9 protein-coding genes are annotated in these 13,660 nt (G+C 69.6%); 5 read left to right on the top strand and 4 right to left on the bottom strand.

Going from position 1 to position 13,660, the window contains the following annotated elements; all coding sequences use genetic code 11:
- The first annotated feature begins 29 nt into the window (after positions 1-29).
- Both AC07OH_RS16005 and AC07OH_RS16010 read left to right on the top strand, forming a co-directional pair.
- Positions 30-3,866 carry a DUF2339 domain-containing protein gene (locus AC07OH_RS16005; RefSeq protein WP_495301345.1) on the top strand — a complete coding sequence of 1,279 codons (3,837 nt, stop codon included), beginning with the start codon at positions 30-32 and terminating at the stop codon, positions 3,864-3,866.
- On the top strand, positions 3,863-5,350 hold the full coding sequence (locus tag AC07OH_RS16010) for a DUF3999 domain-containing protein (RefSeq protein ID WP_495301346.1): 1,488 nt from the start codon (positions 3,863-3,865) through the stop codon (positions 5,348-5,350). Before AC07OH_RS16005 ends, AC07OH_RS16010 begins: the two co-directional genes overlap by 4 nt.
- Positions 5,351-5,356: 6 nt before the next feature.
- Here AC07OH_RS16010 and AC07OH_RS16015 read toward each other — a convergent pair whose 3' ends face one another.
- From AC07OH_RS16015 to AC07OH_RS16025, 3 genes are all read right to left on the bottom strand, one after another.
- On the bottom strand, positions 5,357-6,187 hold the full coding sequence (locus tag AC07OH_RS16015) for a BPSS1780 family membrane protein (protein WP_495301347.1): 831 nt from the start codon (positions 6,185-6,187) through the stop codon (positions 5,357-5,359).
- Positions 6,188-6,358: 171 nt separating this feature from the next.
- Positions 6,359-7,408 carry a homoserine kinase gene (locus tag AC07OH_RS16020; RefSeq protein WP_495301348.1) on the bottom strand — a complete coding sequence of 350 codons (1,050 nt, stop codon included), beginning with the start codon at positions 7,406-7,408 and terminating at the stop codon, positions 6,359-6,361.
- A gap of 73 nt (positions 7,409-7,481) precedes the next feature.
- Positions 7,482-7,856, bottom strand: a complete 375-nt coding sequence (locus AC07OH_RS16025) for a hypothetical protein (RefSeq protein ID WP_492677772.1) — start codon at positions 7,854-7,856, stop codon at positions 7,482-7,484.
- Positions 7,857-7,953: 97 nt separating this feature from the next.
- On the opposite strand from AC07OH_RS16025, the gene polA reads away from it, so the two are divergent.
- The 3 genes from polA (at position 7,954) to AC07OH_RS16040 (ending at position 13,044) form a co-directional block, all read left to right on the top strand.
- On the top strand, positions 7,954-10,770 hold the full coding sequence (polA, locus tag AC07OH_RS16030; protein WP_495301349.1) for a DNA polymerase I: 2,817 nt from the start codon (positions 7,954-7,956) through the stop codon (positions 10,768-10,770).
- 62 nt (positions 10,771-10,832) lie between these two features.
- Positions 10,833-12,119, top strand: coding sequence for a M20/M25/M40 family metallo-hydrolase (locus AC07OH_RS16035; RefSeq protein WP_095946818.1), 1,287 nt, complete (start codon positions 10,833-10,835; stop codon positions 12,117-12,119).
- Positions 12,120-12,141: 22 nt separating this feature from the next.
- The gene (locus AC07OH_RS16040; RefSeq protein ID WP_495301350.1) at positions 12,142-13,044 is read left to right on the top strand and encodes a LysR family transcriptional regulator; all 903 of its coding nucleotides are present in this window, start codon (positions 12,142-12,144) and stop codon (positions 13,042-13,044) included.
- Here AC07OH_RS16040 and AC07OH_RS16045 read toward each other — a convergent pair.
- Positions 13,041-13,655: an FMN-dependent NADH-azoreductase gene (locus tag AC07OH_RS16045; protein WP_495301351.1), complete on the bottom strand. Its 615-nt coding sequence runs from the start codon at positions 13,653-13,655 to the stop codon at positions 13,041-13,043. The two genes, AC07OH_RS16040 and AC07OH_RS16045, sit on opposite strands and share 4 nt — an antisense overlap.
- Positions 13,656-13,660 lie beyond the last annotated feature (5 nt).

Genomic DNA, 13,660 nt, shown 5'->3' on the forward strand with positions numbered 1-13,660 from the left:
CGGGCTCGCCAAAACAAGGGGAGTCAGGGATGTGGTTCGTAGGCATGATGGCCGGCCTGTTCATTGGGGCGATGCTCGAATCGCTGCCCATGGCGTTGCTTCTCGCGCTTGTCGGCGCGCTCGTGTTCCAGAAGCTGCTCGGCAAGAAGAAAAAGGACGAGCCGCAGCGCACCGAGGCTGAAGGCGCGTTGTCGGACGGCCGCGTTGCCGGTACGCCGTCGGCAGACGGCATGCTGAAGCTGCAGCAGCGGGTGACCGAACTCGAGGCGCGTGTCGGCCAGCTGGAACGCCGGCTTGCGCAGGGCGCGGGCGAGGTGACCGTTGCCCCGGCAGCAACGTCGGTCGGCGACCTCGCCACCTCGATGGCCAGCACGCCGGCGGCCGAGTCGCCGTCATTGCCGCTGGGTCAACCGGCGACCGCACGCGCCGCCGAGATGGCGCGGCCCCGCATCTCGACCCTGCAGGTTCCGCGGCCGGCCGTCGTTGCCAAGGAGCTCGCTGCACAAGCGCCAGCCGCACCCGCCATTCCCGCGGTCGACAAACCGGCCGCGCCACGTCCGCCGGAGACCGTCGCGGCCCCTGCACCGGACACCGTGCCGCCGCTGGTCCGCCGTCCACCCCCGCCGCCTCCGCCGCCACCACCACCGGTCCCGCTGCGCGACCGCCTGCCTGCGCCGATCGCCAACCTGATCTTCGGCGGCAACATGCTGGTCAAGCTCGGCGTGCTGATCCTTTTCCTTGGCCTGGCTTTCCTGCTGCGCTACACGGCCGAACGCGTCACGGTGCCGATCGAGCTGCGCTACGCCGCGGTCGCGCTGGTGGGCGCGGGCCTGCTGGTGCTGGGCTGGCTGCTGCGCCACAAGCGCGCGGGCTATGCGTTGATCCTGCAGGGCGCGGGCATCGGCGTCTTCTATCTCACGACGCTCGCGGCCATGAAGCTCAGCGGCCTGCTGCCGGCCAGCGTGGGCTTTGCCTTCCTCTTCGGCGTGGCGGTGCTCAGCGCCGCGTTGGCCGTGCTGCAGAACGCGCCGGTGCTGGCCATCGTCGCCGCGCTCGAAGGCTTCGCGGCGCCGGTGCTGGCATCGACCGGCTCGAACCAGCCGGTGGGCCTCTTCACCTACCTGCTGGTGCTCGACGTGGGCATCGTGCTGATCGCGTGGTTCAAGGCCTGGCGCGTGCTGAACCTGATCGGCTTCGTGGGCACCTTCACGCTGGCGGCCGGCTGGGCGCACAAGTACTACACCGACGACCAGTACGGCACCGTGCAGCCGTTCCTCATCGTGTTCTTCCTGCTGTTCACCGCCATCGGTTTGTTCTTTGCGCGGCGCACGCTGTTCGATGCGCCGGTGCAGCCCGCGCAGCCGCTGGCCACGCGCGCGCTCGACACGTTGCGCCGCGCGGGCCGTGTCGACAGCTCGCTCGTCTTCGGCACGCCGATGGTCGCGTTCGGCATGCAGTACCTGCTGATGCGTCCGTTGGACTACGGCGCCGCGTTCTCTGCCATGGCACTCGCGGCCTTCTATCTCGTGATGGGCCGGCTGGTGTTCGCGACGCAGCCCAAGGGGCTCGCGCTGCTGGCGGAGGCCTACGCCATCGTCGGCGTGATCTTCGGCACGCTCGCCATTCCGCTCGGCCTCGAAGGGCAGTGGACCGGCGCGGCGTGGGCGGTCGAAGCGGCCGGCATGTACTGGCTGGGCGCGCGGCAAGGACGCGTCTATGCGCGCGCCTTCTCGTTCCTGGTGTTCGCGGGCGCCGTGTGGAAGCTGCTCGAAGCCACGCAGCCGGATGGGGCGGCGGGGCACCCGCTGCTGCAGGGCTCGGTGATCGGCCCGCTGCTGGTGGCCGTCAGCGCCTTCGCGATGTGGGCCATGCAGCGCCGCGCCAAGCTCGACGAGGGCGACAGCCTCGAAGCCATCGTCGGCAGCGCCTTGCCGTGGCTCGGCATGGCTGCGCTCACGCTGCTGCTGTGGCAGTGGTTCACGCCGCCGTGGGCTGCGGCTGCGACGGCCGTGCTTGCGTCGGCCACTTTCGCCGTCGCCGTGCGCTTCGCGTTGCTGCCACTCACCCATGTGAGCTTCGGCATGCAGGCGCTGGCGGTGGCGGGCTTCATTGCCACGCTGCATCGCGCAGGCGACGGGCTCGATGCGAAGCAGGCGCTCGAAAGCGGCTGGCAAGGCGCCGCGGCTGCGTGCCTCATTGCGCTCAGCGTGCTCGGCAGCGCCGCCTGGTCGATGCGGCAGGCGCACCGTGCGGCCCTGGCACGTGGCGTGCAGCCCGTGTGGTCGCTCGGCAATGTGGTGGGCGTGATCGCGGGCGTGGGCCTGCTGCACTTGGCGATGCTGTTCCAGATCAGCCTCACCCAGGCCGCGCTGCTGTGGCCGCTGACCGCCACCGTCGTGCTGTGGGTCGCGCTGCGCATGGCGCACCTGCCGCTCGCGGCGTTCGCCGGCGTGCTGCATGCGGTCTCGGCGGTGCTCTTCATCGTGCTGGCGGAGGCGAGTGGCGACATGCGCGCGCTGCGTCCCGCGTTCGGGCATCTGGGCTTCTGGACGCCGGTGGTGCTGGGCCTCACGGCGCTGCTGGCCGGCGACTGGCTGCGCGATGAAGCACGGCCGCGCGAAACCGGGGCCGTCGGCACGGCGCGCAAGCGCTGGGTGAACGCGTGGTGCGCATGGCCTGCGGTGCTGTGGACGCCGGTGGTCTGGGGCCTGGGCTGGTGGCTGGTCGGCATGCTGGACGAAAGCGTCCGGGTGCTGAACCTGCACGCGTTGGCGGGCCACGTGCCCGCGGCCGCCGTGGCGGTGGTGCTCGTGACCTCCGTGCTGTCTGCGCTCGTGGCGCACCGGCGCAACTGGTCGCAGCTCGGCCAGGCGACGATCGCCACGCTGCCCGGCTTCGGCCTGATCGCCGCCTACGGCATCGCCGGCGGGCCGACGCTGTTCTACGTGCCGTCGAGCGCACTCGGCTGGATCGCCTGGCCGCTGGCGCTCGTGTGGCACCTGCGCCTGCTGCGTGCGCAGAAGCGCTGGCTCGACGCTTCGGTGCTGACGCCGTTCCACGTCGCGGGCTTCTGGCTCTTCCTGCTGCTGGCGGCGCGCGAATGCCAGTGGCAGCTCGGCCGCATCGGCGCCGAGTGGTCGAGCTGGCAACTGTTGGGCTGGGCCCTCGTGCCGGCGCTCGTGCTGTGGGCGCTGCGCTCGCGCGTGCTGCTGCAGCGCTGGCCGCTCAGCGAATACCGCAGCGCCTACCTGGAGTTCGCTGCGACGCCAGTGGCGGTGTACCTGCTCGCATGGGTGTGGGTCACCAACGCCGTGAGCCCCGGCGATGCGGCGCCGCTGCCTTACGTGCCGCTGCTCAATCCGCTCGAACTCGCGCAATGGCTCGTGCTGTTCGCGCTGGTGCTCTGGTGGCGCGCGCTGCCGCAGGGCTCGTTCGCGCGCGTGCAGCCGATGGTCGCGAAGGGCGCAGTCGGCCTCACCGGCCTCGCGCTGCTGACCGGCATGGTGCTGCGCACCTGCCATCACTACGCAGGCGTGGAATGGCGTTTCGATGCGCTCTATGCCTCGTGGCTCACGCAGGCGGCGCTGTCGATCACCTGGGCGATCTGCGGCGTGGTCGCGATGGTGCTCGGCCATGGGCGCCGGGTGCGCACGCTGTGGATCGCGGGCGCTGCGCTGCTTGGCGTCGTGGTGCTGGAGCTGTTCTTCGTCGAACTGGCGGACCGCGGAGGGTTGTTCCGCATCGTGTCGTTCATTGCCGTTGGCGCGCTGCTGCTGCTGGTGGGGTACTTCGCGCCGGTGCCGCCGAAGAAGGAAGAGGCGGAGTCGACGCCGGCGCCGGCGCCGGCCGAAGGAGGTTCGGCATGAGCGGTCGTTCGATTCATGTTGTCCTTGTCGCGCTGATGGCCGCGGCAGGCGCTGCACAGGCGCAGCCGGTCACTTCCGCGCCCATCGCGCTGCAGGGCGCGGGGCCGTATCACCGGCTCACGTTGCCACTCGCCATCTACGGCCGTGCCGCCCATGGCGACCTCAGCGACCTGCGGGTGCAGAACGCCGCGGGGCATGCAGTGCCCTACGCCTGGCTGCGCAACGAGGCGGCAGCGCCGCGCACGGCTTCGCAAGCAGTGCCGATCTTCGCGTTGCCCGGCAACACGGCAGCGGGCGACACCGCACTGGCTTTCACCGTGCGCCCCGACGGCTCGCTGGCGCTGGACCGCAAGGCCGCCTCCAAGCCGAGCGACGCGACGCAGTGGCTCATCGACGTGAGCCAGGTCAAGGGCAGCCTGCTGCAGGCGCGTTTCGAGGTCGCGCCCGATGCGCGCGGCCTGTTCGCCTTCCGGCTGGAAGCCAGCGACGACCTGCGGCAATGGCGCCCGGTCGGCGGCGATGAGCAGCTGGTGCGCCTGGCCCACGGCGGCCAGGCCATCGAGCGCATGGCGGTCGAGCTGGGCAACCTGCGCACGCGTTTCCTGCGCCTGCGCTGGAGCGATCCGCAGCAGGGCGCGCCGCTGGCCAAGGTGGAGATCGACAGCGTGCAGGAGGTCGAGCCGGTGGCGCCGATCGAATGGTCCGGCGCGCTCAAGCCGGAGCGCTGCGCGGAGGATTACTGCGACTACCCGCTGCCGCGCGGCCTGCCGGTGCAGAGCCTGCGCATCGACCTGGCCGACATCAACACGCTGGCGCAGGTCGGCGTGTCGGGCCTGGTCGATGCCGTGCCGGCTTCGGCGGCGTCGACGCAGTTCGTGCCGCGCAACCCGCTTTATGCGCTGCGGCACCAGCAACGTCGAGCGACGCCGCTGCCGACGGGACCCGGCGAAGCACCACTGCTCGACACGGTGGTGTATCGCCTCGCCCAAGCCGGCGGGGAGGCGCGTTCACCGGTGCTGGCGCTCGACGGCGCCGTGTATTCGCGCCTGCGCCTGCGCACCGCCGGTCCGGTGAGCGTGCTCGGCGCCACGCCACCGACGATTGCCGTGGGGGCCACGCCGCGCACGCTGGTGTTTCTTGCGCAGGGCGGCGCGCCGTTCTCGCTCACATGGCGTGCGGCACCCGAGACGGGCGCGGTCCAGGGGGCGGTGCCAGGTGCGCCGCTCGCGCTGTCCACGCTGATTCCGGGTTACGCGGCGGACAAGCCTGTCGTGGCGGACGGCGCTTCGGTCACGCTGCCGGTGGCGGCGGTCGAGGCCGCTGTCGCAGCCGCCGCGCTCGCACCGGTTCCCAAGACGGCGCCGCACGATCCGTCGCGCAAGTGGTGGCTCTGGGGGGCGCTGGGCGTGGGCCTGCTGTTGCTCGCAGGCATGGCGTGGTCGCTGTTCGCGAGCCTGCGCAAGGACAGGGCTGGAACCGACTGAGCGGGCTCAGTTCGCGTCGAAGCTGTCGCGGAAGGTGAACCAGGTCGAGGCCAGAGACATGGCCGCCAGCACCAGCGCCGTGCCGATCATCAGGATGTTGCCGATCGCCAGGGCCGCGCCGTCGGAGCCCATGGCGCCGACGCCGATCAGCACGGTGGCGAGCAGGCCGATGGCGATGCCCGCGAGCATGAACACGCCGAACCACGCCAGGCCGAACAGCGCGTAGGCGCCGAAGTTGCGGAACAGCGCGACGATGCTGAAGAAGACGCTCTTCACCGGCTCCACGCGGTGCCAGTGCACCAGCGCGGGCGCGTGCCACATGGCCAGCGACAGCGGCAGGTTCAGGCACATCAGCAGCGTGCGTGCGGTGAGGAACTCGCTGCTCTTCATGACCTCGGGCGTCACCGCTTCGTCGAGCAGGTAGGCGCGCATGAGCTGGCCGCCGTCGACCAGCGCCGTCAGCGTGACGGCCAGCACGAAGTACACGGCCGAGATCACGCCCAGCACCACCAGCGAGCGCCATTCGGTGCGCATGGCGTCGAACACCGCGATGAACATGGCCGAGCCCGTGGGACGGCCCTGGTCGCCCGCGTTGCCCAGGCCGTCGGCGTTGTCGGTCGCGGCCACCGAGGTCGCGACCATGAGGCCCAGCGTCATGAAGGGCAGCAGGATCGGCGCGAGCACGCTGCCGAGCAGCGGCAGCATCGACACCGTCGAGATCATCGCCATCAGCAGGAAGAACAGCGAGATGAAGGCCAGCGGTTGGCGCCAGAAGGTCTTGAGTCCGAGGCGGACCCAGTCGAAGCCGGTGCGCGCCGGCACGAGGTGGAGTTTCATGTGGGGGGTCAGAAGGTGTGAATGAATCCGGCGTGGCCGAGCAGGCCGCCCAGACGCGCCCAATCAAGGCGCAAAGCGCAGCCATAGCTTGGGCTATGGCGAGCATTTGCAACGCAGAGTGGGTGTGTCTGGGCGGGATGAGCGGGCATGGCGGGTTCGGTCACACCTTCTTTAGGCTGCCAGCGCCGGCTCTAAGACGTGGGCGATGGCGTGCGGGTGGGTGGCGCGCTCGCGCAGCACGCGCTCGAAGTGCGTCGGGTCGTGGGGCTTGAGCATGCTGGCCTCGCGCGGCAGGTGGAAGTCCCACAGGCGCGAGATCCAGAAGCGCAGCGCGGCGGCGCGCAGCATCGCGGGCAGCAGGGCGCGCTCGGAGGCGTTCAGCGCGCGCACGCCTTCGTAGGCGGCGAGCAGGGCGTCGGCGCGGGCGGCGTCATGCCGGCCGCTGGCCAGGTCGATGGCCCAGTCGTTCAGGCACACGGCCAGGTCGAACAGCCAGGTGTCGGTGCCGGCGAAGTAGAAGTCGAACACGCCGGTGAGGCGCGGCGGCGCGTCGGGCTCGCCGCCGGTCGCGAACATCACGTTGTCGCGGAACATGTCGGCATGCACCGGGCCGCGCGGCAGCGCCGCATAGGCCGACGATTCGGCGACATGGTTCTGGTAGGCCAGCTCGGCGCGCAGCAGCGCCGACTGCGCCTCGTCCATGTGGGGCAGCACCACCGGGGCGGTCTCGTTCCACCAGGGCAGGCCGCGCAGGTTCGGCTGGATGCGCGGGTAGTCGCGCCCGGCCAGGTGCATGCGGGCCAGCATGGCGCCCAGTTCGGCGCAGTGGGCGGCCGTGGGGGCCAGCTCGCTGTGGCCCGACAACTTCTGCACCAGCGCCGCGGGCTTGCCGGCCACGCGGTGCAGCAGCTCGCAGGGCGCCTGCGCGGGGATCGACAGCGCATGGCCGGTCGGTGGTGCCACGGCCGGGTCGGCCACGGGCGCGGGCACCGGCAGGCCGGCACCGGCCAGGTGCTTCATGAGGCAAAGGTAGTACGGCAGCTGCTCGGCGCTCAGGCGCTCGAACAGCGTCAGCACGAACTCGCCCGACTCGGTGGTGGCGAAGTAGTTGGTGTTCTCGATGCCGCCCTCGATGCCGCGCAGCTCGCGCAGGGCGCCCATGCCAAGGCGCTGGACGAGCGCGTCTGCCTCGCCGAACTGGACTTCGGTAAAAACTGCCATGGCGATGCTCAGCGCCGGACGGCGGCTGCGGGAGAAAAGAGGGAGGGCAGGAAGGAGAACGACAGCGTCACGGTCAGAACTTCAGCACGTTCCAGACACGCGGGCCGTTGCCGCCGCTGTTCGCGTCGCCGCTGGCACCGGGGCGGGCGCTGCCGCCGTCGTTGGGCAGCACTTCGTAACCGGGCATGTTCGACTTGGGCTTGACGTTGATGCTCTGCGTGCGGCCACCGTAGCGCACCTCGTCGACCGAGGCGCCGCTGTCTTCCGTGTGGAGGTGCTCGACCTTCTGGTTGCGCCGGCCGTCGGCCTGCTCCTGATTTTGTAGCGGTTCCGCCGGTGCCGGCTGGGCGGCGGGCGCGGCCGGTGCCTGCGCAAGCGCGGCAAAGGGGGTGGCGAAAGCCAGCGCCAGCAGGATGCGGCGGGCGACCAGGAGTGGGGAGCTAGGCATGCGCAGATTGTAGGCGTGCACCCGCTGGCGGCGTGTCGGCCGCCAGCCGACCCTGGTGTCGTTCGGGGCGCCGGTCCGGGCACGGCAAAATGCCCCGATGACCGACAAGAAAACGCTGCTGCTCGTCGATGGCTCGAGCTACCTGTACCGGGCCTTCCACGCGATGCCCGATCTGCGCGCCGTGCCCGGCGACCCGAAGAGCCCGGCCACCGGGGCGATCCGGGGCATGATCAACATGATGACCGCGCTGCGCCGCGAGGTGCGCGCCGACTACGCGGCCTGCATCTTCGACGCCCCCGGCAAGACCTTCCGCGACGACTGGTACCCCGAGTACAAGGCCAACCGCTCGCCGATGCCCGACGACCTGCGCAGCCAGATCGACCCCATCCACGAAGTGGTCAAGCTGCTCGGCTGGCCGGTGATCACCGTGCCCGAGGTCGAGGCCGACGACGTGATCGGCACGCTTGCCAAGGTGGCGGCCGCGCAGGGCGTCGAGGTGATCGTGTCCAGCGGCGACAAGGACCTGAGCCAGCTGGTCGACGAGCACATCACCATCATCGACACGATGAACGGCAAGAAACGCGACATCGCCGGCGTGACGGCCGAGTTCGGCGTCCCGCCCAGCCTCATGGTCGACTACCAGACGCTCATCGGCGACACGGTCGACAACGTGCCCGGCGTGCCGAAGGTCGGCCCCAAGACGGCCGCGAAATGGCTGCTCGAATACGGCTCGCTCGATGCGCTGGTCGAACGCGCCGCGGAAGTGAAGGGCGCCGCTGGCGAGAACCTGCGCCAGTCGCTCGACAAGCTGCCGCTGAGCAAGCGCCTCGTCACCATCCGCACCGACTGCGACCTGAACGGCTTTGTCGAAGGCCTGCCCTCGCTCGAAGGCCTGCCCGTCGGCGCGCCGCAGACGGCCGAGCTGAAGCCCTTCTACGAGAAGTTCGGCTTCAAGAGCCTCGTCAAGTCGCTCGAAGCGCAGGAAGTGCCGCCCGAGCTGATCGAAGAGAACGCCAAGAAGAAGGCCGCCACCAAGGCCGACCGGGACCAGGGCGGCCTGTTCGACGAGCCTTCCGAGCTGGAAGCGCAAGAGGCCGCCGCGCCCGCGAGCAACCTGAAGTACGACACCATCATGGAGTGGGCGCAGTTCGACGCCTGGCTCGCCAGGCTCGAGGCCGCCGAACTCACGGCCATCGATACCGAGACCACCTCGCTCGACGAAATGGTCGCGCAGATCGTGGGCATCAGCTTCAGCGTCACGCCGGGCGAAGCCGCCTACATTCCGCTCACGCACAACTACCCCGACGCGCCCGCGCAGCTGCCGATCGACGAGGTGCTCGCCAGGCTCAAGCCCTGGCTCGAGAACGCCGACAAGAAAAAGCTCGGCCAGCACATCAAGTACGACCGCCACGTGTTCGCCAACCACGGCATCGAGGTGCAGGGCTACGCGCACGACACCATGCTGCAAAGCTACGTGCTCGAAGTGAACAAGCCGCACGGCCTGTCGTCCCTGGCCGAGCGCCACCTGGGACGCAGCGGCATCTCCTACGAAGACCTGTGCGGCAAGGGCGCGCACCAGATCTCGTTCAGCCAGGTCGACATCGCCAAGGCCGCCGAGTACTCGTGCGAAGACAGCGACCAGACGCTCGACGTGCACCGCACGCTCTGGCCCCTGCTGCAGAAGGAAGAAAAGCTGGCCTACATCTACCAGCTCGAAATGGATTCGAGCGAGGCGCTGTACCGCATCGAACGCAACGGCGTGCTGATCGACGCACCCACGCTGGCCGCGCAGAGCCACGACCTGGGCACGCGCATCATGGCGCTGGAGCAGGAGGCCTACGACATCGCGGGCCAGCCCTTCAACCTCGGCTCGCCCAAGCAGATCGGCGAAATCTTCTTCACCAAGCTGGGCCTGCCCGTGGTCAAGAAGACGCCGAGCGGCGCACCCAGCACCGACGAAGAAGTGCTGGAGAAGCTGGCCGAAGACTATCCGCTGCCCGCCAAGATCCTCGAGCACCGCGGCCTTTCCAAGCTCAAGGGCACCTACACCGACAAGCTCGGCCAGCTCGCCAACCCGCGCACCGGTCGTGTGCACACGCACTATGCGCAGGCCGTGGCCGTCACGGGCCGCCTGAGCAGCAACGACCCCAACCTGCAGAACATCCCGATCCGCACGCCCGAAGGCCGGCGCGTGCGCGAGGCCTTCGTGGCACCGGCGGGCAGCGTGATCGCCAGCGCCGACTACTCGCAGATCGAGCTGCGCATCATGGCCCACATCAGCGGCGACGAGTCGCTGCTGCGCGCCTTCACCGATGGCGTCGACGTGCACCGCGCCACGGCCGCCGAGGTGTTCGGCACCACGCCCGACCAGGTGTCGAGCGAGCAGCGCCGCTACGCCAAGGTCATCAACTTCGGCCTCATCTACGGCATGAGCAGCTTCGGCCTGGCGAAGAACCTGGGCATCGAGACCAAGGCCGCGGCCTCGTACATCGAGCGCTACTTTGCGCGCTACCCGGGCGTGAAGACCTACATGGACCAGATCGTCGAATTCGCGCGCGAGCACACCTATGTCGAGACCGTGTTCGGCCGGCGCCTCTACCTGAGCGAGATCAACGGCGGCAACGGCCCCCGCAAGAAGGCGGCCGAGCGCCAGGCCATCAACGCGCCGATGCAGGGCACGGCCGCCGACCTCATCAAGCTCAGCATGGTCAAGGTACAGAACGTGCTTGACGAAGAAAAGCGCGCCACCAGGATGATCATGCAGGTGCACGACGAACTGGTGTTCGAAGTGCCCGAGGCCGAGATCGAATGGGTGCGCACCGAAATCCCGCGCCTGATGGCCGGCGTGGCGGCGCTCAAGGTGCCGCTGCTCGCCGAGATCGGCGTCGGTCCCAACTGGGACAAGGCCCACTGATCCCCGCTGATCCACGTTCGCACGACCCAACGAGACATCCCGAAGAAAGAAGAAGCACCTCCATGAAACTCCAGCCCCGCACCTTCCTGCTTGCCGCCGTCTGCGCGGCCTTCCTCGGCACCGCTTCCGCTGCGCCCGATGCTCGCATCGCCGCGCTGGCCGCCAAGGAAAAGCCCGCCCTGCTCGAGACGCTGAAGGAGCTGGTCTCCATCGAGTCGGGCAGCCGCGACATCGAAGGCCTCGAGAAAATCTCCGACCTCATCGCCGCCAAGTTCAAGGCACTGGGCGGCGAGGTCGAGCTCATCGACCCGAGCGCCGACGCCTACCGCATGGAAGACACGCCCGAGAAGATCGGCCGCGTGGTGCGCGCCACCTTCAAGGGCACGGGCACGAAGAAGATCATGCTCATCGCGCACATGGACACGGTCTACACCGTGGGCATGCTCAACAAGCAGCCGTTCCGCGTCGACGGCGACAAGGCCTACGGCCTGGGCATTGCCGACGACAAGCAGGGCGTGGCCGTCATCACGCACCTGGTGTCGATGCTGCAGGCGCTGAAGTTCAAGGACTACGGCACGCTCACCGTGCTGATCAACGGCGACGAGGAAATCAGCTCGCCCGGCTCGCGCGCCTTGCTCACCAAGCTGGGCGGCGAGCACGATGCCGTGCTGTCGTTCGAGGGCGCGTCCATCAAGGACGACAAGCTCTCGCTGGCCACCGCGGGCATTGCCTCGGTCACGCTGAACGTGGCGGGCAAGGCCTCGCACGCGGGCTCGGCGCCCGAGCTGGGCGTGAACGCGCTGTACGAGCTGTCGCATCAGATCCTGCAGATGCGCGACCTGTCCGACCCGTCCACGGGCCTGAAGATGAACTGGACCATCTCCAAGTCGGGCACCAACCGCAACGTGATCCCGGCCAGCGCCACGGCGGGCGCCGACGTGCGCGTGCTCAAGGTGGCCGACTACGACCGCATCGAGCAGCAGGTGAACGAGCGCGTGAAGAAGCAGCTGGTGCCCGACGCCAAGGTCGAGCTGAAGTTCGAACGCCGCCGTCCGCCGCTCGAGGCCACCGACGCGTCGCGCGCGCTCGCCAAGCATGCGCAGGCCATCTACAAGGACGAGCTGGGCCGCCCGTTGGGCGCCGACGACAAGGCCGCCGGTGGCGGCACCGACGCGGCGTTTGCTTCGCTCAAGACCAAGGCGCCGGTCATCGAGCGCTTTGGCCTGCAAGGCTTCGGCGCGCACACGGCCGACGCGGAGTACGTGCTGATCGACTCCATCGAGCCGCGTCTCTATCTGGGCGTGCGCATGGTGATGGACATCGCGACGGGCAAGACCACCGTCCGCTGACCGCCCCCGACCGCTGTCGGCCATGCGGCTGCGCCACATCGAGGTCTTCAACGCGATCATGCTCGCGGGCAGCGTGAGCGCGGCCGCGCGGCTCATCAACATCACGCAGCCGGCCGTGAGCCGCACGCTGCAGCATGCCGAGCTGCAGCTGGGTTTTCCGCTGTTCCAGCGCGCCAAGGGGCGGCTCACGCCGACCACCGAGGCGCTCACGCTGTACCCGCACATCGAGCGGCTGTTCGCGCAGCTCGACGAGGTGCAGCGGTTGGCGGCGAACCTGCGCGCGGGCAACGACACGGGCGAGCTGCGCATCCTCAGCGTGCTCGCGCTGAGCTACGAAATCCTGCCGCGCGCGCTCAAGGCCTTTCGCGAGATGCACCCGGGCTACGCGATCACGGTCGAGTCGCTGCACTCGCCGCAGATCATGTCGGCGCTGCTCTTGCAGGAGGCCGACGTGGGCTTCGCCTTCAGCCCCGCGGTGCACCCCTCGCTCACGCAGGAGACGCTGGCCGACAGCCGCATGGTGTGCGTGGCGCCCAAGGGCATGCTGCCGCGCGCGCTGGTGCGCAACGGCTCGGTGGCACTGCACGACCTCATCGACCGCCCGGTGATCGGCCTCGACGGCCGCGACCCGGTCGGCACCAGCCTGAGCCAGGCCTGCCGGCAGGCGGGCGTGGGCTTCCAGCAGGCCGTGGTCACGGTGCAGACCTACCACGCGGCGCTGGCCATGGCGCACCATGGACTGGGCGTGGCACTGGTCGACGGCTGCACGGCGCGCTCGGCCGACCGCGCCAAGGTCGAGGTGCTGACGCTGGAGCCGCACATTCCGGTGCCGGTGCGCGCGCTGCGCTTTGCGGGCCGGCCCGATTCGGTGGCGGTGCGCGGCATCACGCGCTGCATGCAGCAGGCGATCCAGGAAGCGATCTAGCCGACGCGCGCGGCGAAGTGCGCTTGCAGCGCGTGGTCTGCCTGCGCGCGCGCTTCGGCGACGGCCTGCTCACCGAGGCCGGTGCCCTGCACGGCAAAGAAACTCAGGTCCTTCAGTCCGACCATGCCCAGGATGGCGCTGAGGTAGGGCGTCAGGAAATCCGGCTGGCGCGCGTGTTCGCCCGTGAACCTGCCGCCCGAGGCAATGGCGATGAACACCGGGCGGTCGCGCAGCGTGCCGACCTTGCCGCCCGGGCCCGTGTGGAATGTGCGGCGCGCCCGAACGACATGGTCGATCCACGCCTTCAACGCGGAGGGCACGCCCAGGTTGTGCATGGGCGTGCCGATGACCACCACATCCGACGCTTCCAGCTCCCGGATCAGTTCGTCGGACCGGGCCACGGCGCCGTCCTGCGTGGTCTGCGCGGTGGCCGAATGCTGGGCCAGCGCGTAGTTCGCGTCGATGTGGGGCAGGGCGTTGCCGCCGATCACGCGGCGCACCAGCGTGGCGTCCGGTTCGCGCGCCAGCAGCCGCGCGACGATTTGTTGGGAGAGCCGAAGGCTCTCGGAGGCTTCCCCGCGGGGGCTGCAAACGACATGCAGGATCTTCATGGTGA

The organism is Variovorax sp. GW821-FHT10C12, from assembly GCF_059415405.1.

What these genes read in the sequence shown, in the direction of transcription:
- AC07OH_RS16005 (WP_495301345.1), top strand. Translation starts at nt 30, where the DNA reads ATGTGGTTCGTAGGCATGATGGCCGGCCTGTTCATTGGGGCGATGCTC.
- AC07OH_RS16010 (WP_495301346.1), top strand. Translation starts at nt 3,863, where the DNA reads ATGAGCGGTCGTTCGATTCATGTTGTCCTTGTCGCGCTGATGGCCGCG.
- AC07OH_RS16015 (WP_495301347.1), bottom strand. Translation starts at nt 6,187, where the DNA reads ATGAAACTCCACCTCGTGCCGGCGCGCACCGGCTTCGACTGGGTCCGC.
- AC07OH_RS16020 (WP_495301348.1), bottom strand. Translation starts at nt 7,408, where the DNA reads ATGGCAGTTTTTACCGAAGTCCAGTTCGGCGAGGCAGACGCGCTCGTC.
- AC07OH_RS16025 (WP_492677772.1), bottom strand. Translation starts at nt 7,856, where the DNA reads ATGCCTAGCTCCCCACTCCTGGTCGCCCGCCGCATCCTGCTGGCGCTG.
- polA (WP_495301349.1), top strand. Translation starts at nt 7,954, where the DNA reads ATGACCGACAAGAAAACGCTGCTGCTCGTCGATGGCTCGAGCTACCTG.
- AC07OH_RS16035 (WP_095946818.1), top strand. Translation starts at nt 10,833, where the DNA reads ATGAAACTCCAGCCCCGCACCTTCCTGCTTGCCGCCGTCTGCGCGGCC.
- AC07OH_RS16040 (WP_495301350.1), top strand. Translation starts at nt 12,142, where the DNA reads ATGCGGCTGCGCCACATCGAGGTCTTCAACGCGATCATGCTCGCGGGC.
- AC07OH_RS16045 (WP_495301351.1), bottom strand. Translation starts at nt 13,655, where the DNA reads ATGAAGATCCTGCATGTCGTTTGCAGCCCCCGCGGGGAAGCCTCCGAG.